The sequence below is a fragment of the Cohnella hongkongensis genome, from assembly GCF_042654645.1.
Taxonomy (GTDB): Bacteria; Bacillota; Bacilli; order Paenibacillales; family Paenibacillaceae; genus Cohnella; species Cohnella hongkongensis.
On record NZ_JBHSEP010000022.1, the window covers coordinates 85,908 to 112,501 of the forward strand.

At 59.3% G+C, this 26,594-nt stretch carries 21 protein-coding genes; 18 read left to right on the forward strand and 3 right to left on the reverse strand.

Annotation, left to right across the window (positions count from 1 at the left end):
* Window positions 1-11 precede the first annotated feature (11 nt).
* From ACFO3S_RS22865 to ACFO3S_RS22885, 5 genes are read left to right on the forward strand one after another with little or no spacing between them, the layout of a single operon-like run.
* A complete protein-coding gene (locus ACFO3S_RS22865) occupies window positions 12-857 on the forward strand; it encodes a carbohydrate ABC transporter permease (RefSeq protein ID WP_378100773.1) in 846 nt (281 codons plus the stop codon).
* Window positions 858-899: 42 nt separating this feature from the next.
* Window positions 900-2,261, forward strand: coding sequence for an ABC transporter substrate-binding protein (locus ACFO3S_RS22870; RefSeq protein ID WP_378100775.1), 1,362 nt, complete (start codon window positions 900-902; stop codon window positions 2,259-2,261).
* Between the two features lie 28 nt (window positions 2,262-2,289).
* The gene (locus tag ACFO3S_RS22875) at window positions 2,290-3,675 is read left to right on the forward strand and encodes an FAD-dependent oxidoreductase (RefSeq protein WP_378100777.1); all 1,386 of its coding nucleotides are present in this window, start codon (window positions 2,290-2,292) and stop codon (window positions 3,673-3,675) included.
* Window position 3,676: 1 nt separating this feature from the next.
* Window positions 3,677-4,786 (forward strand): NAD(P)-dependent alcohol dehydrogenase, encoded by a 1,110-nt coding sequence (locus ACFO3S_RS22880; protein WP_378100779.1) that lies wholly within the window; start codon window positions 3,677-3,679, stop codon window positions 4,784-4,786.
* A gap of 4 nt (window positions 4,787-4,790) precedes the next feature.
* Window positions 4,791-5,807 (forward strand): zinc-dependent alcohol dehydrogenase family protein, encoded by a 1,017-nt coding sequence (locus tag ACFO3S_RS22885; RefSeq protein WP_378100781.1) that lies wholly within the window; start codon window positions 4,791-4,793, stop codon window positions 5,805-5,807.
* Between the two features lie 202 nt (window positions 5,808-6,009).
* On the opposite strand, the gene ACFO3S_RS22890 is transcribed toward ACFO3S_RS22885, so the two are convergent.
* Together ACFO3S_RS22890 and ACFO3S_RS22895 are read right to left on the reverse strand one after the other, a co-directional pair.
* Window positions 6,010-7,608, reverse strand: a complete 1,599-nt coding sequence (locus tag ACFO3S_RS22890; protein WP_378100782.1) for a response regulator — start codon at window positions 7,606-7,608, stop codon at window positions 6,010-6,012.
* Window positions 7,586-9,391: a histidine kinase gene (locus tag ACFO3S_RS22895; protein ID WP_378100784.1), complete on the reverse strand. Its 1,806-nt coding sequence runs from the start codon at window positions 9,389-9,391 to the stop codon at window positions 7,586-7,588. Before ACFO3S_RS22895 ends, ACFO3S_RS22890 begins: the two co-directional genes overlap by 23 nt.
* A gap of 209 nt (window positions 9,392-9,600) precedes the next feature.
* Between ACFO3S_RS22895 and ACFO3S_RS22900 the strand changes: the two genes are divergently transcribed.
* From ACFO3S_RS22900 to argS, 11 genes are all read left to right on the forward strand, one after another.
* Window positions 9,601-10,995 (forward strand): ABC transporter substrate-binding protein, encoded by a 1,395-nt coding sequence (locus ACFO3S_RS22900; protein ID WP_378100786.1) that lies wholly within the window; start codon window positions 9,601-9,603, stop codon window positions 10,993-10,995.
* Between the two features lie 96 nt (window positions 10,996-11,091).
* Window positions 11,092-11,982 (forward strand): carbohydrate ABC transporter permease, encoded by an 891-nt coding sequence (locus ACFO3S_RS22905; RefSeq protein ID WP_378100788.1) that lies wholly within the window; start codon window positions 11,092-11,094, stop codon window positions 11,980-11,982.
* A gap of 13 nt (window positions 11,983-11,995) precedes the next feature.
* Window positions 11,996-12,835, forward strand: coding sequence for a carbohydrate ABC transporter permease (locus ACFO3S_RS22910; protein WP_378100790.1), 840 nt, complete (start codon window positions 11,996-11,998; stop codon window positions 12,833-12,835).
* 57 nt (window positions 12,836-12,892) lie between these two features.
* Window positions 12,893-13,804, forward strand: coding sequence for an N-acetylneuraminate lyase (locus tag ACFO3S_RS22915; RefSeq protein ID WP_378100791.1), 912 nt, complete (start codon window positions 12,893-12,895; stop codon window positions 13,802-13,804).
* A 26-nt stretch (window positions 13,805-13,830) separates the two neighbouring features.
* A complete protein-coding gene (locus tag ACFO3S_RS22920) occupies window positions 13,831-14,667 on the forward strand; it encodes an SDR family NAD(P)-dependent oxidoreductase (RefSeq protein WP_378100793.1) in 837 nt (278 codons plus the stop codon).
* A gap of 41 nt (window positions 14,668-14,708) precedes the next feature.
* Window positions 14,709-15,203, forward strand: coding sequence for a NanQ anomerase/TabA/YiaL family protein (locus ACFO3S_RS22925; protein WP_378100795.1), 495 nt, complete (start codon window positions 14,709-14,711; stop codon window positions 15,201-15,203).
* A gap of 154 nt (window positions 15,204-15,357) precedes the next feature.
* On the forward strand, window positions 15,358-16,989 hold the full coding sequence (locus tag ACFO3S_RS22930) for a GGDEF domain-containing response regulator (protein ID WP_378100797.1): 1,632 nt from the start codon (window positions 15,358-15,360) through the stop codon (window positions 16,987-16,989).
* A gap of 17 nt (window positions 16,990-17,006) precedes the next feature.
* A complete protein-coding gene (locus ACFO3S_RS22935) occupies window positions 17,007-17,372 on the forward strand; it encodes a response regulator transcription factor (RefSeq protein WP_378100799.1) in 366 nt (121 codons plus the stop codon).
* Window positions 17,365-20,217, forward strand: coding sequence for an ATP-binding protein (locus ACFO3S_RS22940; RefSeq protein ID WP_378100801.1), 2,853 nt, complete (start codon window positions 17,365-17,367; stop codon window positions 20,215-20,217). Before ACFO3S_RS22935 ends, ACFO3S_RS22940 begins: the two co-directional genes overlap by 8 nt.
* Before the next feature lie 61 nt (window positions 20,218-20,278).
* Window positions 20,279-20,695 (forward strand): YwiB family protein, encoded by a 417-nt coding sequence (locus ACFO3S_RS22945; RefSeq protein WP_378100803.1) that lies wholly within the window; start codon window positions 20,279-20,281, stop codon window positions 20,693-20,695.
* Window positions 20,696-20,700: 5 nt separating this feature from the next.
* Window positions 20,701-22,377, forward strand: coding sequence for an arginine--tRNA ligase (gene argS, locus ACFO3S_RS22950; protein ID WP_378100804.1), 1,677 nt, complete (start codon window positions 20,701-20,703; stop codon window positions 22,375-22,377).
* A gap of 3 nt (window positions 22,378-22,380) precedes the next feature.
* On the opposite strand, the gene ACFO3S_RS22955 is transcribed toward argS, so the two are convergent.
* The gene (locus ACFO3S_RS22955; protein WP_378100806.1) at window positions 22,381-23,523 is read right to left on the reverse strand and encodes a S8 family peptidase; all 1,143 of its coding nucleotides are present in this window, start codon (window positions 23,521-23,523) and stop codon (window positions 22,381-22,383) included.
* A 438-nt stretch (window positions 23,524-23,961) separates the two neighbouring features.
* Here ACFO3S_RS22955 and rpoE point away from each other — a divergent pair, with 438 nt between their 5' ends.
* Together rpoE and ACFO3S_RS22965 are read left to right on the forward strand one after the other, a co-directional pair.
* On the forward strand, window positions 23,962-24,540 hold the full coding sequence (rpoE, locus tag ACFO3S_RS22960; RefSeq protein WP_378100808.1) for a DNA-directed RNA polymerase subunit delta: 579 nt from the start codon (window positions 23,962-23,964) through the stop codon (window positions 24,538-24,540).
* A 273-nt stretch (window positions 24,541-24,813) separates the two neighbouring features.
* The gene (locus ACFO3S_RS22965) at window positions 24,814-26,418 is read left to right on the forward strand and encodes a CTP synthase (protein ID WP_378100810.1); all 1,605 of its coding nucleotides are present in this window, start codon (window positions 24,814-24,816) and stop codon (window positions 26,416-26,418) included.
* Window positions 26,419-26,594: the final 176 nt, after the last annotated feature.

Genomic DNA, 26,594 nt, shown 5'->3' on the forward strand with positions numbered 1-26,594 from the left:
GAGGAAACCGTATGGAGTTGATACTGGCGGGCAAGCGCCTGTCCCTGCCGAAGCTGGCGCTGACCGCGCTGCTGGCCGCGTTCGGTCTGCTGATGGTGCTGCCATTCGCATGGATGCTGTCCACCTCGTTCAAAATTCCGATCGACGTGTTCAATTATCCTATCGAATGGATACCGAAGCGCTTCAATTGGAACAACTACGAACGCGTCTGGAACGGAACGCAGCCTTTCGATTTGTTTTATTATAATTCCGTGAAGGTGACGGCGATTACGGTCGTCGGCACCGTGCTGGTCTGTTCGGCGGCGGCCTACGGCTTCTCCCGAATCCGGTTCAAGGGCCGGGACGCAGTGTTCTTCGTCTTTCTGGCGACGCTGATGATTCCGGACCAGGTCACGCTCGTGCCGCGTTTTATCATTTTCAATTACCTGGGCATATACGATACGCATTTCGCGCTGATTTTGCCGGGGATGTTCACGGCCTTCGGGGTGTTCCTGCTCCGGCAGTTCTACGTCGGCATCCCGGAGGACTTCTCGGAGGCGGCCAAAATCGAGGGAGCGGGGCACTTCCAGACGTGGCTGCGCATCATCCTGCCGCTGTCGAAGCCCGCGCTCGTGTCTCTCGTCATTCTAAGCTTCACCTGGAACTGGAACGAGTTCGTTAATCCGCTCGTCTTCCTGGCCTCGAAGGAGCTGTACACGATTCCGCTCGGTTTGACGAACTTTATCGACGAATCGGGAACCGATTACACATTGATGATGGCCGCAGCGGTCAGTTCGATCCTTCCGGTCATCGCCCTCTTCCTGGCTTGCCAGAAGTGGTTTATCGAGGGGGTGGTGTCCAGCGGCGTTAAAGGTTGATGGGCAAAAGCAATTCCATTCACATGAAAAGGGAGATGTCGAATGAAAAAGTTTACGATCTCGTTGTTCGCGTTAGGCCTGGCCCTGACTATGGCGCTGGCGGGCTGTTCCGGCGGGAACAGCCATTCCGCTCCGTCCGGCTCCTCGGAGACCGGAGGAACCGGCAATGTTGTCAAGCTCAAATTCTGGGGCGCCGTGCCGGAGGAGTCCGGGCCGAAGCAGGCCGTGGACAATTGGAACAAGGCCAACCCGGACATTCAGGTGGAATACGTCCGCTTCGTCAACGACGAGAGCGGCAATACGAAGCTGGAGACGGCGCTGCTCGCCGGCGACCAGGTGGACTTGTTCATCAATTACCGGATGGACAAGCTGGCCAAGCGCATAGAAGCGGGGATGGTCGAACCGCTGGACAGCTATATCGAGCAAAGCGGCTTCGACCTCGCGGACAATTTCGGAGAGAACTCGATCACGAAATTCGAAGACAAGACTTACTATATCCCGGCCATTATATTGAACGACTTCGTCTCGCTGAACAAAACCTTCCTGGACGAAGCCAATCTCCCGATTCCTCAAGAATGGACTTGGGACGAGTATATGGACTACGCCGCGAAGCTTACTCAGGGAGAAGGAGCGGACAAGCGCTGGGGCTCCTATACCGATCTGCTGCAGCCGAAGATTTTCGAGTATTTGGACAAGGCGGTCAAGACCGAGCTCGGCCCGGACGCTTTCTATAAGGAGGACGGCTCGAGCAACTTCGACGATCCGGCGTTCAAGCGTTATTTCGACATCATGTACAACCTGGAGAAAACGCTGAAGGCGCAGCCGCCGATCGCGGAAGCGAAGGCGACGAAGATGGAAGGCATTCAATTGTTCCTTACGAACAAGGTCGCCATGCACTGGATCGGCACGGCAAGCCTGCGCAACATCAAAAACACGACGGACTATCCGCACGATTTCATTACGGCGTTCGCGCCTCCTCCGAAGCTGACCGAGAACAGCAAGTATCTCGGCGGCGGAACCGGGTATCTGGATTTCACGACGATCAACGCCAAGTCGCAGCACAAGGACGCCGCATGGAAATTCATGCAGTGGTACGTGACGGAAGGCAACGAGCCGCTCATCGCCGGCGGGCGCGTTCCGGCTTGGAAGAAGGCGGACCAGGACAAGGTCGCTTCGCTGATTCTTGGCGAAAATCCGGAAAAGCTGTTCGACGTGGAATCGTTTAAGCAGGTCGTTTTCGCCGACGTCGAGTACGTCCGCGATACGAAGTTCGATCATCTGGCGGAAATCCAGAAGATCGTCGAAGAAGAGGGCGAACGCGTCCTCATCGGGGAGAAGCCGACGGAGGATGCGGTGAAATCGATGAAGGAACGGGCGGACAAGCTGCTGCTCGGCTCCCAATAAACGAATCTGGGAAAGGAAGACAACCTCTATGACGAATAACAGCATCGCTTACGCTACTGAAATTCCGGTCGTACTGGACACCGACGTACTCGTCATCGGAGGAGGGCCCGCCGGCATCGCGGCGGCCCTTGCCTCCGCAAGGGCAGGAGCGCGGACGGCGCTGGTCGAGCGTTACGGCTTCCTGGGAGGCAACGCCACCGCAGGGCTGGTCGGTCCGTTCATGACCTCTTACAGCGACGACGGACAGACGCAGCTCGTCAAAGGCGTGTTCGACGAGCTGGTTCGCCGGATGGAATCGTTCGGGGGAGCCGTTCACCCGGAGAAGGTTCGAACGGGCAGCCCGTATTCCGGCTTCTTCAGCAAGGGGCACGATCACGTGACGCCGTTCGATCCGGAGGCGGTGAAGCTGGCCGCCGCGGAGATGATGGAGGAAGCGGGGGTCCGGACCTTCATGCACACGTTCTTCGTGGACGCGATCGTAGAGGACGGCCGCGTGAACGGGGCGATTCTCGTGAATAAGTCCGGCCTGCAGGCGGTACGGGCCAAGACGACGGTCGACTGCAGCGCAGACGCCGACGTGGCTTCCCGCGCCGGCGCGGAGCTCGAGACGGGCCGGAAGTCGGACGGATTGACCCAGCCGATGACGATGTTCTTCCGCGTCGCGGGCGTCGACGACGAAGAGATTCTGAAATACGTCGAGGAGCATCCCGAAGAACGGGACCTGCTGTTCGGCAGCCTGATCGAAGAGAAACGGGCTACCGGCGAGTGGAAGGTGAACAAAAATCACTTGGGCATCTACCGGACGACCCAGGCCGGCGTATGGCGGGTCAACACGAGCCGGGTGCAGGGGCTGAGCGGCACGAGCGCGGAGGATCTGGCGAAGGCCGAGCTGGAGGGCCGCAGGCAAGTGTTCGAGCTGCTGGATTTCTTCCGCAAGTACTTCCCGGGCTTCCGGAACGCGGTGCTTGTCGATACGGCGACGCAGATCGGAGTCCGCGAAACGAGGAGAATCGTCGGGGAATATATGCTCACTGCGGAAGATTTGATTAGCGGCCGTTCCTTCGACGACGTCATCGCCCTGTACGGGTATCCGATCGACATTCACAGTCCGAACGAAGTGACGACAGAGTTCAGCAAAGAGTATCATACCGCGAACATTTATCAGCTTCCGTACCGGATTCTCGTGCCCCGGAAGACGGAGGGACTGCTGGTTGCGGGCCGCTGCGTATCCGCGACGCACGAGGCGCTCGGAGCGATCCGCGTCATGCCGTGCGCGTTCGCCCTCGGCCAGGCGGCGGGAGCCGCGGCCGCGCTGGCCGTCGCGCAAGGGACGGAGCCGCGCGGCGTGAACGTGCAGGAGCTTCAGCGGACGCTGCGGGCGCAAGACGTCGTGCTGCCGGAAGGCGTGGTCTGACATGACGAACGCGAACGGATCGCGGGCGATTCCCGTCGTTCCGCGGGAGATGGCTGCCGCGGTGCTCCTCCGGCCTTTCGAGGTCCGGCTGGAGCGCCGGCCTACGCCCGATCCGCAGGAGGACGAGGTGCTGATTCAAGTGAAGGCCGTAGGCGTCTGCGGCTCGGACGTTCACTATTACGAGCACGGAAAAATCGGGCGCTACGTCGTCGACCGCCCGCTTGTGCTCGGCCACGAATGCTCGGGCGTCGTCGCCGCGGTCGGAGCGGCCGTGACGCGTTTCGCGCCGGGAGACCGGGTTGCCGTCGAGCCGGGCATCGCCTGCGGACGTTGCGGCAGCTGCAAATCCGGCAAATACAACCTGTGTCCGGACGTCCGCTTTCTGGCGACGCCCCCGATCGACGGCGCGTTCGCCCAGTTCGTCGCGATCCGGGAAGACTTCGTCTTCCCGATCCCGGAGGGGCTCAGCTTCGAACGGGCGGCGATGAACGAACCGTTCTCGGTTGGCCTGCACGCCGTTCGCAGGGCGGGCGTAAGGACGGGCGATACGGTCGCGATCATGGGCATGGGGCCGGTCGGCCTGCTGACGGTTGTCGCCGCCAAAGCTTGCGGCGCGGCGCAGGTGTTCGTCTCCGACGTCGAGCCGCTTCGCCTGGAAGCCGCGCTGAAGCTCGGCGCGGATCTCGCGGTTCACGCCGGCCGGGAGGATGCGGCTGCCGCGATTCGCGGGGCGACGGGCGGCGAAGGAGCGGACGTCGCGATCGAGACCGCCGGCAATTCGCAGGCGCTGCGGTCCGCGCTGCTGGCGACGAAGCGCGGGGGCGTCGCGGCGGTCGTCGGGCTGCCGCCGGAGGGGCGCGCGGAATTGAGCATCTCCGATCTTGTGGATAACGAGATCGACGTTCGCGGCGTGTTCCGCTACGCCAATACGTATCCGCTTGGCCTGTCCCTTCTGGCCTCTTCGGCGAAGAACGTCGAGGCGCTCTTCACCGACGCTTATCCGCTCGAGGAGACCGCCGCGGCTCTGGAGAGGGCGAGAACGAACAAAAGCGGCTCGCTCAAAGTGCTTGTCTATCCGAACGGGATGGCGGATCATAAATTCGAGGTGTAGACCAATGAAGATGAAGGCTCTTGTCATTGACCATCCGCGCCAGGCGGTCGTCTGCGAGATTCCGGTTCCGCGGGCGAAGCCGGGCGAAATCGTCGTCCGCGTGAAGCGTGCGGGGGTATGCGGGACGGATATCCACATTTATAACGGAGAATATTTGTCTCCCTACCCGATCGTTCCGGGACACGAGTTTTCGGGCGTCGTCAGCGAAGTCGGGGAAGGAGTCGAGGGATTCCGGACGGGCGACCGCGTCAGCGCGGATCCGAACCTGTCGTGCGGCCGCTGCCGCTTCTGCTTGTCCGGCCGCGCCAACCATTGCGAACGCTGGGCGGCGATCGGAGTGACGCTCCCGGGCGCGATGGCGGAGTACGTGGCGGTGCCCGCGGAGCTGGCGATGCGTTTGTCCGATCGGCTGAGCTTCGCGGAAGGGGCGCTAGCCGAGCCGGTCGCCTGCGTCGTGCAGGGGCTCCGGAGGCTGAAGCCCGAGACGGGCGACCGCGCGCTGCTGTTCGGCGCCGGGGCGATGGGGCAGCAATGGGTTCAGGCGCTGGCCATGTCCGGCGTATCCGAGCTTGTCGTCGTCGACCTTGCGGAAGAGAAGCTGGAGATGGCCGCCAAGTGGGGAGCGACAAGAACCGTCCCGGGAGGCCGGGCTGCCGGGGAGCTTGAAGATCGACGGGGCAAGAACGGCTTCGACATCGTCGTCGATACGACGGGCATTCCCCGCGTGATCGAGGACAGCTTCCAGTATCTCGGCCCCTGCGGCCGCTACGTGCAATTCGGCGTGACGACCGAGGAGGCGGCGGTGGCGCTGCGGACGTTCGGGCTCTACCAGATGGAGTGGACGCTGATAGGCTCCATGGCGCTGAACCATACGCTGGCCCCGGCGCTCGCCTGGCTGGAGGCCGGCCGCCTCTCGGTGGGACATCTCGTCACCCGGGTGCTGAGCCTGGAGGAAGCCCTCGAGTTTTTCCGGGGCGATCGCCGACAGTCGGACATGAAAGTACAGATTTCGTTCGAGTGACGCTCGTTGCATTCGCTGCATTTCACGAAAGGGCCCGGATTCCGGGCCGATGAAGCCCGCTGCGGAGAACGCCGGCGACGGCCGAGGACAGGCTCGATTTGGAGACGACCTCGGCCTCGTCCCTCCCTCGCCCCCTATTTTCCCCAAGTTGTAAAAACCCCGACGAATCGGTGCGTGCGGCCAGCAGGCCGGGTCGCCGAGGTCACTGCTGCGACCGGAACTCCGAAGGGGTCATTCCGACCTTCTTCTTGAAGATGCGGGCGAAATATTTGTCGTCCTGATAGCCTACCCGCCCGGCGATTTCATACGTTTTGCCGTTGGTCGTCCGCAGCAGCGTCTTGGCGCGATCGATGCGAACCTGCGTAATGTAGTCCGTAATGTTCACCGCCTCGACCTGCTTGAACAGGAAGCTCAGATACACCGGAGACAGGAACACCTCGGAGGCAATCGTCTCCAGCGTCAGGTTGCTCGCGTAATTTTCCTGTATATAGGCCTTCGCCTTCTCGATGACCGCATTTTTGCCCGACCTGCGCAAGCTTTGCGTCGTCGCCAGCAGATCTTGCAGGAATGACCTCAGCAGGCGAAGCAGCTCGTCGATCGTTCCGGCCTGAAAAATTCGTTCCATGTCGCGCGTCGACATCAGCTCGTCCAATTGCAGCTGAGGGTGCATTTCGACAAGAACATGGGTGGCGGCGATCATCTGCTGAAGGCTTAAGGTCTTCGTCTCGTGCTGGGTGAACGAGCGGCTCTTCAAGTACGCCGAGAATGCCGCCAGCCAAGTCTCCAACCCGTTCTCGTCGCAGACGCGCAAGGACAGCAGCAGCTCCTCCTCGCTGAAGGCGGAGGCGTCCCGCCCGCTGCCGGCCAGCGCTTGCTCGTTCCCCAGGTCGTCCATGCAGATCGCTTCGTTCGCTCCGGTGTAATATTTGTAACGAAGCGCCGTTTTGGCGTTGTCATAGGCCGACTTGCAATCGTTCAGCAAGGACGAATAGCGTTGGGAGACTCCGATCGTCATTCCCAGCCGCAGCGTATTCCGAACATTGGCGATGAGCTGCCGCAATTGCGGGAGAAGCGGCTTCTGCCGATCTTCGCCTTCCTCGGCCTCGTTCAACAGCAGCACGAAGCGGCGAGACTGCTTCTGCAGCAGCGCCTTTTCCGTCCATTCCTCGAACGTTTCCTCGATAATATTCGCCACGGCGAAATGAATCAGGTGCTGGTCCTCGACCGAGTAATGATCGAGCCTGCCCGTCTCGTCCTCGATTTCAAGCAAGCAGACGCGGAACGCTCCGGGATGAAGGGCCAGGCCGAAAAACTTCGTCTTCTCCCGGAATAAGCTCATCTTCTGCTTAGCGCCGTCCACAAGGCTGTGCAGGAAGCGCTCCACCATGACAGGGAAGTGATCCTGCATTTGCTGCTTCAGCGCCTTCTCCGCCTCCCACTCCTTCTTGACGCGCAGCACCACCTCCAGAAATCGCTCCAGATCGGGCGGCTTGAGCAGATAGTCCGAAGCGCCGAGCTGGAGCGCCTGCTGAGCGTACATAAACTCGTCGTGGCTGCTCAGAATGACGGACTTGAGCGGAATCTGGCGCTCGCTCACTTCGCGCAGCAGCTGCAGACCGTCCATTAAGGGCATCCGGCAGTCGACGATGATGAGATCGGGACGGCGGCTCTCCATCTGCCGCAGCGCATCCAGCCCGTTCTCGGCCGTCCCCAGCCACTCGAAGCCGTGCTGCTCCCAAGGCACCAGCTTGCGCAAGCCGACGCATACGATGGGCTCGTCATCGATGACCATGACTTTCATATAATCTCACCCATTCCTCTTCGTTGTGAATAATCGGCAGCCGTATCGTGACGCTGGTGCCTTTGCCGACTTCGCTTTCGATACGAAGCCGGTAGGCGTCCCCGAACAGCATCGTCAATCGCTCGTTCACATTTTTGATGCCGTAGCCTCCGCTGCCGTGCGGAGAGACGCGCAGCAGCGAAGCGATCTGCTCCTCCGTCATGCCCTTGCCGTTGTCCTGTACGACGAATGTCAGGCAATCGTCCGACATTTTGCCGGTAATGCGCAGCAGCCCTTCGCCCTTGTTCATGTGGTCGAAAGAATGAATGATGGCGTTCTCCACAATCGGCTGCAGCAGCAGCTTGGAGGTCAGATAAGGCTCCACCGCCGGATCGATGTCGTACTCGGTCTTGAACCGGTTGGGAAAACGGGCTTGCTGAATTCGGACATACGCCTGAATTTGGTTGATTTCGTTGCTTAGACTGTAATAGTCGCTTCCCCGATTCAAAGAGATACGGAACAGCTGGCTGAGCGAACGAACGACCTCGGCCGTCTCGTCGTCTCCGTTGATTTTGGAATTCAGGAAAATATAATCCAAGGTGTTGTACAGAAAATGAGGCTCGATCTGAGCCTGCAGCGTTTTCAGCTCGATCATCTTTTGATGGGTTTGGCTGATGTACACCTTCTGGATAAGCTCGTTCAGCTCGGACACCATCTGATTGTACTTTTGCGTCAGCATCCCGACCTCGTCCTTCGATTCGACCGGCACCTTCTGGTTGAAGTCGCCGCGCTTGAAATCGTTCATCGACCGCAGCAGCTTGCGAATCGGAGAGGTTACGTTTCTCGACAGGAAAATCGAGAGCAGAGCGACGATCAGCAGCAGGGAGGCCGAGGCGACCAGCGTGAACTTCAGCAGCACCTCGTGCTGCTCGCGAATGTCCTTGAGCGGGGTCAGACTGACGACGCTCCAACCGTACGGCTCGACTTGGGAGGTCGAGATATAGGCTTTCTGGCCGTTCACTTCCAGAATGGGATTCTCCTCCGAATGAAGAAGCTTCTTCTTGAACTCCAGATCGCTTTCACGGTAATAATCGACGTCCCGGCTTTTCTGGTTGCTCGCGACGAGGTTGTAGTTGTCGTCGATCAGCAGCAGCTGCGTCGACGAGCCCAGCTCGACGCTCTGGATGGAATCCAGGAACGCTTCCCGGCGAATGCCCATAAACAGCATGCCCAGTTTCTGGTCGGCGTCGTACATGTTCGTCACCCGCCTGCCCACCATCACTTCGTTATATTGCTGCAAATACGGGAACAGAGGGTCGCTGGAGAACAGCCAGTTCGCTTTGCCCTCCTTGGCTGCGGTGGCGATGTAGGTAGGAGACTCGATCAGCTGCTCGTACGGAACGACCTCCCGATAGAAGTCTTTGAAGTCCCGGAAGACGAATCCGTTCTCTCCGTAGACGATAATGAAGGAAATGTAGTTTTTGGCCGTCTTCAGGTTGGACAGGTAGGCAAGCATCGTCTGCTGGGCCCGGTTGTATTCCCCCAGCTGACGGGGCTGATTCAGCAGGTTCTGGAACGTCTCGTTGTTCATGATATACGAGGAGATGTCCTCGGCGTCGTCCAGCATCATTTTGATGTTGTTCTCGATCAGTCCGATCGTCTGATTCTGGTGCCCGAGCACTTGCTTTTCCAGCAGTCTCGTCGAGTTCCAATAGGAGAAGAGGCCGAGACTGACCAGGGGGATGAGAACGACAAGGATAAAATAAAAGAAGATTTTGGTTTGCAGCCTCTGAAACGGCTTCATGCTGGCTTCCACTCCCGGGAGACTCGTACGGTGCTTATGGTGGCAAGCTTATCAGAAATAAAAAAGGGTGACAATCTCCGCAGCCCCTTCTCCGGAAGACTTCCAGAAAGAGTCCACCAAATCTTGAAGTCGTCACATTGTGCGGCGGCGCTGCCGGGGACTATGATGAATAGGCAAGCACGACAACTATCGACAATGGGGGCGAATCAATGAGAACTCACAAGGCAATCGCCGTAAAATGGCTGGGGATTCTTCTGGCGATCAGCATGATCCTGGCAGGCTGCTCGAACGGGAACAGCTCGTCTTCTCCGGAGCCTTCTCCTGCGGCTTCGTCGGGAAGCAGCTCGGAGGGAGCCGGCGGCGGCTCCTCGGAAGAGATCGACTGGAAAACGGTGAAGGCCGACATCCGCTTCGTTTATCCAGGGACTTCCGAGTCCGAGAAGCTGTTCGCCGAGAACTTCAAATCGGCCATGAAGGAAAAGTATCCGAACGTTAACATCGAATTCATGTACTTGTCCTGGGCCGACATGGAGAAGAAAATCTCCGTTATGATCAGCACCGGCGACGTGCCGGACATCGCGACGACCCAAGACGTCACCAACTTCGTGCAGATGGACGGCCTGGAGGATTTGAGGCCTTACATGGAGCGCGAGGACTCGACCGTGAAGACGGATAATTTCCTTCCGGGAACGCTGGATTACTCCACGATCGACGGTAAAATCTATGCGGCGCCGGCAACGGCTAACGCGTTTAACCTGATGGTCAACGAGAAGATGCTGAACGACGTCGGCATGAAGCTGGAAGATCTGCAGACGTGGGAGGATCTCGAGAAAGCCGCCGAGCTGATGACCCAGGACGGCAAGTACGGGTTCGGCTATCCGCTTGGCGTCGCTCGCTTCGCGTTCCGCGTGCCGTTCACGGCCGGCTACAGCAACGATCTGGTCATTTCCGACACGTCGGAGCAGAGCAAGGCGAAGTATATCGAGCTGCTGAATCACTTCAAGAACCTGGAGCCGTTCCAGCCGAAGGCCCACCTGACGTGGGGCTATCCGGAAATGTTCCGCGCCTACAGCAACGGCGAGGTCGGCATCATTCCGGCGGGCACGTTCTTCTCGGCCAACGTATACAGCATCAACCCGGACATTATCAACGTGTCCCGCGCGATTCCGTATCCGAAAGGGCCTTCCGGCTCCGCCGCCAAGACGCCGGTAGCCAACTCCGGCTTCGGCATCTACAAGGGCAGCAAAAACAAGGAAGTCTCCTGGAGACTGATCGAGGAATTGCTCTCTCCGGAGTTCAACAGCACGCAAGCGGCCATTCTGAACATCTCGGCAGAGAAGGCGACGAGCCTGGACGAGGTAATCAAGAAAGCCCAGGACGTCTATCCGAAAGCGATCGACGGACACAAGCGCGTCATTGAGGACTTCCTGGCCATGGTCGACAACACAGGCGTTCCGATGGACAAAATCGTAGGTCAGCCCGAGATGGAGACGGCAGTTCAAGAGATTATGGTCAAGCTGCTGACGGACAAAATGAGCGTGGAAGAGGCGTACAACGACATTAAGAAGAGCATCGACACCGTTTCGGCCAAATACGCCAATTAGAGAAAAATGAAAGGCTGGGGGCTCCAAGGTTCGAACATCCGGAGCCCCCTTTCTTATACGCGCACGATGGACAGGGCGAGGAGAGGAGAGGATGCCGTGTTAACCCGTGGTTTCATCAGATCATACGGCTTTGGTTACTTATTGCTGGCACCCGCCGTCATTTATTTGGTCGCATTTCAGTTTTATCCGCTGTTCGAGACCGTCAGGCTCAGTCTGTACGACTACTCCTTGATCTCCAGCCGGGGAATGTCCTTCATCGGACTCGACAACTATGCGTACTTCCTTACGGAGGACGATAAGTTTTGGAAAATTATGCGGAACAGTCTCGTGTGGGTGATCGGCTCGACGGTGTTCCAATTCGCAGTCGCGATTCCCGCGGCTCTCATATTAAATGCGAAGATTCGCTCCCGCGGCTTGTGGCGGGGACTGATGATGGTGCCTTGGGTTTCCCCCGTCGTCATCATCGGCATCGTATGGAAGTGGATTTACGACGGGCATAACGGAATCGCCAATCATTATTTGACGGAGTGGCACCTCATCCGGGAGAACATCGTCTGGCTGGGAGACGAGTTCTGGGTATGGCCGGCGCTGCTGCTGACCTCCATCTGGAAGGGCTTCCCGTACATCGCCTTGATGCTGCTGTCCGGTCTGACGGGCATATCCAAGGAGATGCTGGAAGCGGCGGAGATGGACGGCGCCACGGCAGGCCAGCGGTTCTTCCGCATCGTTCTGCCTCTTCTGAAGCCGATTATGTACGTCACCGGCATGGTTTCGATCGTCTCCTCGTGGACGAAGTTCGAGATGATCTGGGCATTGACGAACGGGGGTCCGGGCTTCGAGACCAGCATTCTGCCGACCTACGTATATACGAACGCGTTCGTCTATTACGATCTGGGCAGAGGCTCGGCGATCGCGGCTCTGTCGATGGTGTTCGTGCTGGTGCTCGTAGGCGTCTACGCGAAGCTGTTCGGACGGGATAAGGACTAGAAGGGGTGAGGTCATGAGAGAGACGCTTTCATTTCGCATATTGAAATACGCCAGTCTGGCGCTTCTGATGCTGTTCACCCTATTCCCGTTCCTGTGGCTGGTGGACACGACGTTCAAGAGCACCGAAGAGATGTTCGCTTCGACGCCGACATGGTGGATCTCGAACTTTACGTTCGAGCATTACGCCTGGGCGACGGGAGAGCAGGGGATGAATATCGGCAAGCTGCTGTCCAACTCCATCGTCGTATGTACGCTGACGGCGCTTTGCACCGGGCTGATCGCCTGCCTTAGCGGTTACGGGCTGGGACGGTTTAAGGTTCCCGGGATCAGCCTGGTGATCGTGCTGTTCGTCCTGGCCCAGATGATCCAAGGGCCGCTGATCATGATTCCGTGGTACAAGCTCGCTTCCGCCTTCTCGATTCTCAACACGAAGACGGTGCTGGTGCTGATCTACAACACGATGACGATTCCGGTCGCCGTCTGGATCATGAGCGGGTTTTTCAAGAGCGTGCCCAAGGAGCTGGAAGAAGCGGCTTATATGGACGGGGCCGGCAAGCTGAAGACGCTGTTCAAAATTATGGTGCCGATGGCGCTTCCGGGGCTCGTGTCGGTCAGCCTGTACTCCTTTATTCTAGGCTGGAACGATTACCAGTACGCGCTCATTCTGACGAACTCCCTGGCGGCGAAAACGGTACAGGTAGGCATCGCGGAAGTGATGGAAAGCATGGGAGCCGCCAACTGGGGCGGTATTCTGGCCAGCGGCGTCATCGTCATTCTGCCGATCATCCTCATCTTCTCGCTAATTCAAAGGCTGCTGATCGAAGGCTTGACGGCCGGCGGCATTAAAGGGTAACGCATCTCGCGCACTGCCGCAAACCACATATTCCACTGAAGACAGGAGACATGCACGATGAGTTCGAACCGCACGAAGTACGCGCAAATGCAAGGCATCATTCCCGCTCTGATCACGCCCTACGAAGAGGACGGCGCGATCAGCGACTCCAGAACCCGGAAGCTCGTTCGCCATCTGATGAAGCAGGGCGTGAGCGGCTTCTACTTAAGCGGCAGCACGGGAGAAGGCTTCCTGCAGAGCGCCGAGGAACGGCAGATCTTCCTCGAGATCGTCATGGACGAGGTGAAGCGGGAGGTGCCTGTAATTGCCCATGTCGGGACGATGGATACGGCGACTGCCGTGCAATTGACGAAGCATGCCTACAGAGCCGGAGCGACGGCGGTGTCGGCCGTCACGCCGTTCTACTACAAGCACGGCTCGGAGCAGATTAAGCGCCACTATATCGACATCGCCAAGGCGGCAGACATTCCGCTTATCTGCTATCATTTTCCCGACATGACGGGCTCCAAGCAGTCGGCCGACTTCTATCGGGAGCTGGCCGGCGTGGATCATATCATCGGTTTGAAGTTCACGTCGATGAACACTTACGAGATGCAGCAGATTATGGACGTGTGCGGAGACGATTTCCTCGTCTTTAACGGTCCGGACGAGAGCTGCCTGGCCGGTCTGTCGATGGGGGCGTTCGGAGCGATCGGCTCGACCTACAACATCATGCCGGCCAAGTTCGCGGAGCTTCACCGGTTGTTCCGCTCCGGACGGATCGACGAGGCGCGCGCCATCCAGTATGAAGTCAACCAGGTCATTCAGGAGCTGCTGAAATACGACTTCATTGCGTTCGAGCGCGAGATTCTGCGCCTGCAGGGCTTGGAGACGGGGCTGCCTCGCAAGCCGATTCAACAGCTCAACGACGCTCAGCGCGCGGACATCTACGAGACGGCAAAACGGTTCCCGTTCTTGAACGTGCGCTAGGCAAGCGGATAAGGAGGCGAGGCGCGGTGAGCAATAGAGTGAACGTAAAAACGTTGTTTGATCTAACCGGGAAGGTTGCCCTGGTGACCGGCGGCAGCAATCTGGGCTACGACGCGGCCGAGGCGCTGGCGGAGCTTGGGGCGACCGTAGTTCTGACGCGGCGGAGACTAGCGGAAGCGGAGGAGACGGCCGCCCGCCTCGCTGCGGATACGGGGGCCGAGGCGATCGGGATGGCGCTCGAAGCGACCGATGAAGCGAACTGGAGAAGAGCGGTCGCGGACGTGGTCGAGCGGTACGGCAAAATCGACATTCTGATCAACAATGCGGGCGGCCGCAAAGTGTCGGTCGTGCCGGAATCGGTGGAGGACGATCCGTCCTTCGAGTTTCTGGAAACGCGGCTGCTGGAGGATTGGAAGTACACGATGGACGCCAATCTGACCAGCGTGTTTCTCGGCTGCCGGACGGTTGCGCCCTATATGAAGAAGGCGCGTTCTGGTAAAATCATTAATATGGCTTCGATCGACGGCATCGTCGGACGGGATTTGCGCATCTATCCGGGCTCGGGACTGTCCCCGACCGTTCCCGACTACTTGGCCAGCAAAGCCGGCGTCATTAACCTGACCAGGGGAATCGGCGTGTCGCTGGCTCCGTTCGGCATCTATGTCAATGCGATCTCGCCGGGCGGCTTCTACCGGGCTCAGCCGGAAGCCTTCGTCGAGAACTATACGAAGCTTGTGCCGCTTGGACGGATGGGACGCGATCGAATCGATTTGAAAGGGTCCGTCGCGTATCTCGCCTCGGGGGCGTCCGACTATACGGTCGGGCACAATCTGGTGATCGACGGAGGGTTGACCTCCTGGTAGGAAAGCCGGCTCAAGCATCCAATACGAAAGGGGAGGTCGGAATGATCTGGGGAGACATCGGGAGCCGGGAAGCCACGGAATGGAGCGCGTTTCATCCGGTATTGAGGGCAGCGTTGGACCGCCTGAGGCAGACGGATTTGCAAGCGCTCGATCCCGGCAAGTACGAGTGGGACGGCGAGCGCATGTTCCTCCTCATTCAAGAGCCGCAGACGGCTCCCAAAGCCGAAAGAAAGCCGGAAGCCCATCGGCGCTATGCCGACATCCAGCTTCTGATCGAGGGGCGGGAATGGATCGGCTGCGCGCGGCGGACGGATCGAAGCGCGGTCGTTGAGGACGAATTGGAGACGAAGGATTACGCCTTGTACGAGGACCCGGAGGACGAGATCGGACTGGTCATGAGTCCGGGCAGCTTCGCGATCTTCTTCCCCTCGGACCTGCATCGACCGTGCGTATGCGTCGGCGCTCCCGAGAGCATTAAAAAAGCGGTCGTGAAAATCGATTTGGCCTTGCTTGGCGAATTTCAGCGAAATCAATAACCGATCGGCCCGGGCTCCCGGCAACAGGAGCTCGGGCCGATCGTCTTCATTGGCGACGTTCTGCGTCTCGACTTTTTCGAAGGACTTTATCCATCCTCCCGAATTATCCGATATAATAGGATAGTTACTCGTTTTCTCATCAGGAGGATACCCCGTGCAGAAATACCAGGACGCGTTGCTGAGCAACATTCGCAGGCAACTGGAAATATGGTTCGAGTCGGACTCCGCTATTCCCCGCGTGGAAGCGGAGCGATTTTTGCATTCCGTGAAGGGAACGTCCGGGACGATTGGGCTGACCCGGCTATACGGGGTTTCGGGAGAGCTGATGGAGCGGATTCAGCACGCTTCTCCGGAAGAGTTCTGGGAACCGGAGAAGCTGAGGACGTTCATGATCGAACTGATCGCCGCCTGTTACGAGATTCAGCAGCAGGAGGCGGTTTATCCTACGTCCTTTTTCGACAAACAAGGCGAGACCGGGGACCAGCCCCTTGTCCTTATTCTCGACGACGACGCGGCATTGCTTCACTTCTTGAAGGAGGAGCTGGAGAACAGCGGCTATTACGTCATCGCGACTGTGAATCCTGCGCTGGCGATCCATTATTTTCACGATCGGGCGCCGGACTGCTTGATCCTCGACCTGCTCATTCCCGAGCAGGACGGCTTCGAAGTGATGGATGCCATTAAGGAGCAAATTCGCAAGCGGTACATTCCGACGACGATCATCAGCGTGGATACGGCCCGGGAAACGCGCCTGCGGGCGTTCCGGATGGGCGCCGACGATTTTCTGAACAAGCCTCTGGACATCGAGGAGCTGCTCGTTCGGATCCAAAGGCAGTTGGCCCGGAAAAAGCAGTTGGACGACCTCCTGTTCATAGACGAATTGACGGGAGCCTACAACCGCAAATATATGGAGGACGCGTATCGGACACTCTGTTTGGACGCGCAAAGAATTCACGAGAATTTCTCGCTGGCGATCCTCGATCTGGATCATTTCAAGGCGGTCAACGACCGCTACGGACATCTGGTCGGCGACCGCGTGCTGGCGGAATTCGCGGCGTTCATGAAGACTCGCATTCGCGCCACGGATATTTTCCTTCGGTACGGCGGGGAGGAGTTCGTGCTGCTGCTTCCGCGAACGCGCGAAGAGGAAGCGCGCTCGCTGCTTGCGCGGCTTGGGGAGGAGTTTGCCAGGGTCGATTTCGTCGATGGCGAGGGGGAGCTGCGCGTCACGTTCTCGGCGGGCGTCATCGAGATCGTCGAGCCGGATCCGGCCCGCTGCCGCGTGTGGCTGGAGCTGGCGGATCAGGCGCTCTATCTGGCCAAGGAGCTTGGCCGCAACCGGATCGAAGCCGTCAACCGGGAGACGGAGGCCAAGCCGACCTCCAGAAAAGCGCGCATTGCAATCGTGGATGACGACCCGATCGTCCGGGCGCTGCTGATGGAGCATTTGCGCGAGGTGATCGGTACGGGCCGGGGCGGGGAAATTCGCGCCTACCGATCCGGGGAAGATTTTCTGGCGGACGCCTGGCATCGGGAGAAAGCCTCCTATATCGTCATTCTGGACGGCATGCTTCCGGGGATGGACGGACTGGAGGTGCTGCGGCATCTGCGCTCCCTGCCGGAAACCGACCGGTATTCCGCGATCATGCTGACCGGACGGTCCGGGAATCACGACATCGTCAACGCCCTGAAGCTCGGAGCGGACGACTATGTCACGAAGCCGTTCCGTCTGGAGGATCTGCAGACTCGAATCGTAAGGCTCATGCAGCGAATGGAATTCAACTAGGAAGCGTGGTGGAACCCTTGTACAGATTGTTGGTGGCGGAAGACGAATCGGCTTTGCGCATGCTGCTGGCCGATACGCTTGAGGATGAAGGCTATGAAGTCGATCTGGCGTGCGACGGTGAAGAGGCGTTTGAGAAAATCGCCGCCGGTTCGTACGATCTGGTCGTTCTGGACAATATGATGCCGAGATTGACCGGCTACGAGGTGATCGAGAAAGTACGGCGGCAGCCGGAAGGCAGACGGGTAAAGATTCTGATGCTGACGGCCAAGAGCCAGCAGGCGGAGCGGGATCGCATGCTGCTGGCCGGGGCCGACGACTTCATGTCCAAGCCGTTCAGCCCGCTCGCATTGGCGAGGAAGATCGGGGATATGCTCGATGCGTAGGCTGATGGGCCATTACTACAAGAGGAGCATCACAACCCGATTCGCAAGTCTGATGCTCATTCTGCTCCTGCTCGTATTTATCGGCGGCGGACTGATCTATTGGAGCGATCGCCAGATGGAGACGAAGTACCGCGAGGCTTACGACCGCGACAAGCATAAGCAGCAATTAATGCAGGAGACCGTGCTGAACCTGGGCGATATGACCAGCTACACTTACGCTTACTTGGCCGCGTTAGACGACAAGGAGTACGAATCCGCCGTCCGCGAAGGAGAGGAGCTTCAGGCTGTCGTTGCTGAATACGTCAAGCTGAAGCTGGATGCGGCGGAAGCGGACTTCGCCGAGAGGCTGGAACGGTATCTGGAGCATTATTTCGAAGACTGGCTGCCCGAGGCGGCGCTGCTGGCGAGCATGGGCGACAGAACGTCTCTGCGGGAGGCGCTCTCCTCGGAGGAAGGGCGGACGCTGGAGCGTCTGGTGGGCGAAGCGAAGGAGCTTCATGCGGGTTATCAGCAAGGATTGGATGACACCAGTTCGCTTCTGGCGAGGTCCGTGACGCAGAGCAGCGTCCAATTTATCGTCTACATAACGGGCATCGTCGCTCTATCTGCCGTGGTCATTTTCCTGGCGGCGAGAGATTTCGGCCTGCCGATCAGCAGGCTGGCCGCGAACGCCAAGCAGTTCGCCACCGGCCGTCCGCAGGTGATCCGGTATACGAACCGGCAGGACGAGATCGGGGGCCTCGCCCGGGCGCTGGAGGCGATGATGTCCGAGATTCAGACCAAGGCGGAGGAGCTGCTGGCCCAGAACGAGGAGCTTCTGGCCCAGCAGGAGGAGCTCCAGGCCCAGCAGGAGGAGCTGACGAAGGCGCTCGCCCGCACCGAAGAGAACGAGCTGAGGCTGAAACGGCACAACGAGTTCGTGCAGTCGCTGGCGAATACGCTGGACCGGCCCGAGCTGCTGAAGAGCATCATTCGCAATCTGGTTCACATCCTGAAAGCGGATAAAGGAATGATTCTGCAGCTGAACGCCGACCGGGATCACGCCGCATTCGGCCTGTCCGAGGAGGCGATCCGCAGGTTCGCGGCGAATGCGGACGAGGGACCGCTGGCGCGCGTCAGGGAAAGCAGGGCGCCGTATTCGCTCGAGCGGCCGGTGTCGGCCGCCGAGCTCGGGTATCACGAGGAATCCTACGGCCTGAAGGCGTACGACTTCTACGTGCCCGTACTGAATTCGGATAACGAGGTGACGGCCTGCATCGCGCTGACCCGGATCGGGCTGCCTCTGACCGGCAAGGAGGAGGCGGAAGCGTCCGCCTTCGCCAAGCAGATCTCGATCTCCCTCGACAAGCTGGAGCTGTATGAGAGAGCCGAACGGCAGCGCCGTATGGTGCAGAATACGTTGGACGCGCTCCACGAAGGGGTGCAGTTGATCGACAAGGAAGGGACGACGGTGCTCGTGAATTCGCGCTGGATCGAGATGATGGGCGACGAAGTCGGTCGCAGCTGGAATCCGACGATTGAGGAATACGGCGCTTACATCCAGCCCTTCTTGAAGGATCCCGCTCCGTTCGAGAAATTCATCGCCGACATCGTGGAAGGCCAGGGGACCGAGGCGAAGAGCATCGATTACGAGTGGGAAGGGCCCGTGCAGCGGCACGTTCAGATGTATTGCGAGCCGCTGTATCGCGGATGCGATCGAATAGGAACGCTGTTCGTCCATCGCGACGTGACGAAGCAGTACGAGATCGACCGCGTGAAGTCGGAGTTCGTCAGCACCGTCAGCCACGAGCTGAGAACGCCGCTGGCCAGCGTGCTCGGCTTCGCAGAGCTGCTTCTTCACAAGGAGCTGACCCCGGATAGGCAGAAGAAATACATCCGGACGATTCACCGGGAAGCGTCGCGGCTGACGGCTCTGATCAACGATTTTCTGGACTTGCAAAGGATGGAATCGGGCGGGCAGTCGTACGATTTCCGGAAAGTCGACGTCGCGCCGCTCCTACAGGAGGTGCTGGAAATTCAGCAGGTGGCGTCGAGCCTTCATCGGTTCGAGTGGATTCGGAAGACGGACGAGACGGAAGTCTATGCGGATGCGGACAGACTGAGACAGGTGTTCATGAACCTGATCGGCAATGCCGTCAAATACTCTCCCGACGGAGGAACCGTAACGGTCGTCTGTAGCGAGGAGGACCGGCAGCTTCGAATCGATGTGACCGACGAAGGGCTGGGCATTCCTCAGGAAGCTCTGCCCGGCTTGTTCTCCAGGTTCTACCGGGTCGACAATTCGGATCGCCGCGAGATTGGGGGCACCGGACTGGGGCTGGCCATCGTCAAGGAGATTATGGACGTGCACAAGGGCAAAGCGTTCGCCGCCTCCGTCTACGGACAAGGCAGCACGTTCTCCTTGCTGCTGCCTCTGTACGCCGGGACGCTGGAGTGGAGAGACGAAGCGGCCGCCGGCGCCGAGCGGGACGGTCGCGCGATGGAGGTGTACCTGGTCGAGGACGACCCGGACTTGGCCGATCTGTTGGCGGACGAACTGGAGGCCTCCGGATACGGGGTGAGTCGCTTCTCGAACGAGGAGGCGGCGATGAGGGCGCTGGAAGCGTTCGTTCCCGCCGCCGTCGTGCTGGATCTCGTGCTGGAGAGGGGGACGGACGGATGGAACGTCGCGGAACGGATGAAGCGGGACGAGGTTCTGCGGAGCGTGCCGATCGTCGTCTCAAGCGCCTTCGAGGAGCAGGAGCGGGCGCGGCGTCTCGGAGTCGCGTCATATCTGGTGAAGCCCTATCCTCCCGGCAAGCTGGCCGAGGCGCTGGGGCGCGCGGTCGCCGGACGTTCCATTTGAATTGGGGAAGGGTTCTGTATATAGTAGTAACAAGAGTATGAGAATGTAGGAGAGAGCGGCAATGCCGGACAAGCGGAAGGTGCAGGTCGAGTTCCGGAGCTGGCAGGAGGACGGCGGCGTGCAGCGGTTCAAGGCGCCCGGAGAGCTGTTCCGTCTGAAGACGGGCTGGGCGCTGACGTATGCGGAAGCGCCCGACGAGAACGGAACGGTGGCGAGCAATACGCTGTTTATCCGCGAGGACGAGCTGCAGCTCAGGCGCCGGGGCTCGATTTTCCTGGAGCAGAGGTTTCGACGGGGCGAGCTTGAATCGGGCAAGATGGAGACGCCTTACGGCCTTCATGCGGTCCAAGCGCTCACTTCGGCGCTGGACAGCAGGCTGTCGGAGACCGGCGGACGAGTAGAGTGGTCGTACGACCTGCTCATGCAAGATCAGAAGGTCGGAAGCTTCCGCATCCGGCTGGACATTCGGGAGGAATAAGCCAGATGGGCGTATTGGAACAATTGCAATTATCGGTTAAAGAAGCGCTGGCCGACGCCGCATTGGCGGCAGGGCTGGTCGCGGCCAAGGACGAGCTTCCGGCTATCGTGCTGGAGGTGCCGAAGGACAAGGCGCACGGGGATCTGGCCACGAATCTGGCGATGCAGCTGACGAAGATCGCCAAGAAGAATCCGCGTCAGATCGCCGAGGCGATCATCGGCAACCTGGAAGCGGGTCGCGCGCATATTCAGTCTGCGGAGATTGCCGGGCCGGGCTTCATCAATTTTCGACTGGAGAAGAGCTTCCTGTATCCGGTAATCGGCGAAGCGCGCGTTCAGGGCGAGAAATACGGTCATGTCGACGCGGGCCGGGGCCGGAAAATTCAAGTGGAATTCGTCAGCGCCAACCCGACGGGAAGCCTCCACCTTGGGCACGCGCGGGGAGCCGCGGTGGGCGACGCGCTCTGCAACGTGCTGGCGGCTGCAGGCTTCGAGGTGACGCGGGAGTACTACATTAACGATGCCGGCAACCAGGTGAACAATCTGGCCAAGTCCTTGGAGGCCCGCTACCGTCAGGCGCTCGGTCAGAATGCGGATATGCCGGAGGACGGCTATTACGGAGAGGATATCGTCGGCTTCGCCAAGGAGTTGGCGGACGAAGAAGGGGATCGGCTGCTAGCGTTGCCCGACGAGGAAAGGTTCGCCTTTTTCCGCCGTTACGGTCTGGACAAGGAGCTGGCTAAAATCAAGCGCGATCTGGCGAGGTTCGGCGTGCGGTTCGACGAATGGTACAGCGAAACCTCCCTCTACGAATCGGGCAAAGTGGTCGAGGTGCTGGAGGCGCTGCGGGCGAAGGGGCACGTATACGAACAGGACGGGGCGGTATGGCTGGCCTCCACGACGTTCGGCGACGACAAGGACCGCGTGCTGGTGAAGAACGACGGAAGCTACACGTATTTGACGCCGGACGCGGCGTACCATATGGATAAGTACAAACGGGGCTACGATCAACTGATCAACATCTGGGGAGCGGACCATCACGGCTATATTCCGCGAATGAAGGCGGCGATGGCGGCGATGGGCAACGATCCCGACAAGCTTACCGTGCTGATCGCCCAGATGGTCAGCCTGTTCCAGAACGGCGAGAAGGTAAAAATGTCGAAGCGGACCGGCAAGGCGATCACGATGGAAGATCTGATGGACGAGGTCGGCGTCGACGCCATTCGCTACTTCTTTACGATGAGAAGCATGGACTCCCACTTGGATTTCGACATGGATCTCGCCGTGTCGAAATCCAACGAGAATCCCGTATTCTACGTCCAATATGCGCATGCGAGAATCTGCAGCATCTTCCGCCAGGCCCAGGAGCAGGGAATTGCGCTTCGGCCGTGGCAGGAGGCCGACTTGACCCGGCTGGCCGCCGAGCAGGAGCTCGATCTGCTGCGGAAGGTCGGGGAGCTGTCGGAGACGATCGCGGAAGCGGCGCGGATCTACGCGCCTCATGCGATCATCCGCTACGTCTACGAGCTGGCTTCCCAGTTCCACAGCTACTACAAGGCGGAACGCGTCATTACCGACGATGCGCAGCAGAGTCAGGCCCGCCTGCAGCTGCTCGACGCGATTCGAATTGCGATCGCGAACGCGCTGGCTCTCGTCGGCGTATCGGCCCCGGACAAGATGTAGCGATTATAACCGATCCGCCGAGCTTAGAATGCGGGTCACGTTCAGCTCCCCGGCCGTCCGGGGAGCTTTGCCGTTTCTGAGGGGGACGGCGGAGGCCTTCACAATCGCTTTGATCTGCGGCGCAGTGAGGTTCGGCCGGAGCGCCAGCAGCAGGGCGATCGCTCCCGTCACATGGGACGTCGCCATCGACGTCCCGCTCATCTCGCGATGCTTGCCTCTCAGCCAGGTGGACATGATCCGATCGCCCGGAGCGTAAATGTCGATCAGCGGGCTGCGATTCGTGAATTTGGCGATGCGGCCTGCACGGTTGGTCGCCCCGACGGCGATCGTCTGCCCGAAGCCGGCCGGGTAATCGATGTCTCCGATCCGGCCTTCGTTGCCGGAAGAAGCGACGATCAGCACGCCCGAATGGTAGGCTTGAGTGACGGCGCTGAGCAGGGAGCGGCTTTTTCTGCGCATGCCGAAGCTCATGTTGACGACGTTCATCCGGTTGCGGACGCACCACTCAATGCCGAGGATGATGTCGGAGACATAGGCGGTTCCGTTGTGGTCGAAGGCTTTAACCGGATAGATTCTCGATCTGGGAGCGACCCCGATCATGCCCTGCAGCTCGTTGGCGGCGGCGATCGTTCCGGCAATATGCGTGCCGTGGCCGTTGTCGTCCTGGGGCAGCGCCATTCGATTCAGCAGATTGATGCCTCTCTCGAGCGAATGCCGCAAATCCGGGTGGCCGTAGTCTACTCCGGTATCGATCACTCCGATGTTAACCCGATAGCCGGTCGTTCTTCCCCACGCTTGAGGGGCTTGAATGTGGCGAACTCCCCAGGGAATCCCCTTGTCGGATACGATTGCGCCCTTGGGCAGCGCATGGACCGCCACGGGTTCGTCCTCCTCGCAGACGATTTCTCCCCTTGCGCGGGAAAGCAGGCTCTCCGTCTCCTCCTCAGGGAAGGAGACCGCCTGAATCAGCGGGAGATGGCGCAGGCTTGGAGCCGACTCTCCGAAGCGGGAGCTGCCGGGCTGACGCTCCAGAAGGAATCGTTCGTAATCGCGGGAATCCAGGAAGCGGACAATCCGCCTTGGGGCGGGCCTATTCGGCAGGTCGGGGGATTCGCGGGGCAGGCCCGCGGCTTCGCTTGCATCCAATGCGGCTTCCCTCCCGGACGAAAGTGCTGGACAAGAAGACGCAAAGACGCGCTTCTCTGTCGTGTCCTCTACTGTATGAACGTCCGGCGGCAAAAGCTTGGGAATGTGGCCTTTTTCGCAGGAAATAGGCGCTGTCCCGTGTCATTTTCGCGCCTGCGACATAGGATGAATAGAGAGTTTCCCGGTGAGACTCTTGGTCATGCCGGTTCCTCCGCCCGCGGAGCGGCCGGGAAGGATACAGTCGAAAAGCGAAGGCGCCGTCCGCTTGGGACACGCCTTCGCTTTTTCGCTTGCCTTCACAAGACTGGCTTGTCCGGAGAAGCGCCCCGGGTGTTTTGGTTTGCGACTTGCAATTTTATAAGAAATACGGTTTACTAAAGGTTGACAAATTAACGTGAAGGTTTATGCCGGTTCACATACAGAGAGGATGGAAGTCGCGTGAGCGCCGATTACGTGCTGAAAATCGACTCCGAGAAAATCCGCGAGATGCCGATGGTCGATCTGGCTTACGAGCTGTTGAAGACAGCGAACACCCCGTTGTACTATCGCGATCTGATGATGGAAATCGCCAAGATGCGCGGATTGTCCCAGGAGCAAATTACGGAAGTCATTGCCCAGTTGTATACCGAGATCAATATCGACGGAAGATTCGCTTGCGTAGGCGGCAATGTCTGGGGACTGAAGCGCTGGTATCCGGTCGAGCGCTCCGACGAGCAGATGGGAGGAACGAAGCGTCCTCGCATCATCAACGACGACGACGATGAGGACGAAGACGATCTGTTCGGCGAAGACGAGGACGTCGTAGCGGCAGACGAGGAAAGCTACGATCTGTTCGACGAGGATCAGGAGGGCGTGTTCGAAGAAGGCGAGGAAGCGGCCGACGCCGACGACGAAGTCGTGATCGAGGACGATGAAGAGGCCGAGATCGACGAGGAGCTCGATCCGGAGGACGAGGATGACGAGTTCGAGGACGATGAGCTCGCGGACGACGAACTCGATAACGACGACGATCTATAATGGACCGCAGCGACCAGCCGAAGCGCCCGGCGCGGGCGGCTTCCCCGTCTGAAGACGGGGAGGCCGTTCTACTTGACACCGCCCATTTCAGAAGTTAAACTTAGGCTTGGGCTTTAGAAGCGCGGTTTTCCATAGAGTTGGATGAGTGAAAAGTGCCCCCATTTATTGGGTGACACTTTTTTATTTTTTCCCCGGTTTGCAAGGAGAAAACTGTTTCAGGCAATGATAATCGAGAAATGCCGCATCAGCAGGCAGCGGGAGGTTTCGTACAGGGTGACCAAATATATTTTCGTAACGGGGGGCGTCGTTTCTTCGCTCGGCAAGGGCATTACCGCCGCATCGCTGGGCAGGTTGCTTAAGAATCGCGGGCTTAAGGTGACCATTCAGAAGTTCGATCCCTATATTAACGTCGATCCGGGAACGATGAGTCCTTATCAGCACGGGGAAGTGTTCGTGACCGACGACGGGGCGGAGACCGACCTGGATCTCGGCCACTACGAACGGTTTATCGATATTAATCTGTCGAAGAACAGCAACGTGACGACGGGCAAAATTTATTCTACGGTCATCAGCAAGGAACGCCGCGGCGAATATCTCGGCGGTACGGTACAGGTCATTCCGCACATTACGAACGAGATTAAGGACCGCGTCTTCCGCGCGGGCAGGGAAGCGGGCTCCGACGTCGTCATCACGGAGATCGGCGGCACGGTCGGGGATATCGAGAGCCTGCCGTTCCTCGAAGCGATCCGCCAAATCAAGAGCGATATCGGACGCGATAACGTGATGTATATTCATGTTACGCTAATTCCTTATATAAAAGCCGCCGGCGAGGTGAAGACGAAGCCGACGCAGCACAGCGTGAAGGAGCTGCGCAGCATCGGCATCCAGCCGAACGTCATCGTCTGCCGCACGGAGTACCCGCTGGCGGACGAACTGAAGCGCAAGATCGCCTCCCTCTGCGACATCGACGTCAACGCGGTCGTCGAATGCCGCGACGCTTCGACGCTGTACGAGGTGCCGCTGAATTTGCGGGAGCAGGGGCTGGACGATTACGTCGTCAAGCATCTGAACCTGGAGGCCGGCGCTCCGGACATGACGGAATGGGAAGCGCTCGTCAACCGGGTGAAATCGCTGAAGAAGACGACCGAGATTGCGATCGTGGGCAAATACGTTGCGCTTCACGACGCTTACTTGAGCATTGTGGAATCGCTCGGTCATGCGGGCATCGACGCCGACTCGGAGGTGAACATCCGCTGGGTCAACGCCGAGGAGGTCGAGCCGGACAATGTCGGGAAGCTGCTTGGCGGCGTACACGGCATTCTGGTGCCCGGCGGCTTCGGAGATCGGGGCATCGAAGGGAAAATTACCGCAATCCGGTACGCCCGGGAGAGCGGAACGCCGTTCTTCGGCATATGCCTGGGCATGCAGGTGGCGGTCGTCGAATACGCTCGCCACAAGGCCGGCCTGGACGGCGCCAACAGCTCCGAAATCCACCCGGCGACGCCGTATCCGGTCATCGATCTGCTGCCGGAGCAGAAGGATATCGAAGATCTCGGCGGCACGATGCGCCTCGGTCTCTATCCCTGCAAGCTGACGCCGGGAAGCCTGGCGGCGAGGTGCTACGGAGACGAGCTGGTCTACGAACGGCACCGTCACCGGTACGAGTTCAACAACGAATACCGCGAGCGCATCGAATCGGCGGGCCTGCGCATATCCGGAACTTCTCCCGACGGACGTCTCGTCGAGATGGTCGAGCTTCCGGATCACCCGTGGTTTCTGGCCGTTCAGTTCCATCCGGAGTTTACCTCCCGTCCGAACCGTCCGCAGCCGTTGTTCCGGGAATTCGTGAAAGCGGCTCTGCGCCGTTCCGAGGCGTAATCCGGACAGCTAGAGACGACCGTTGCGGCGATGAGCCGGAACGGTCGTTTTTGTCTAAGAAAACCCCCAGTTCGACTGGGGGTTCAGGAAAGCTTATAGCTATGAGTAAAAATCCCTTGACCTTTATGATAAGATGGTAGCCGGTCTGCCAACCGCACCATCGAATCAAGGAGGAC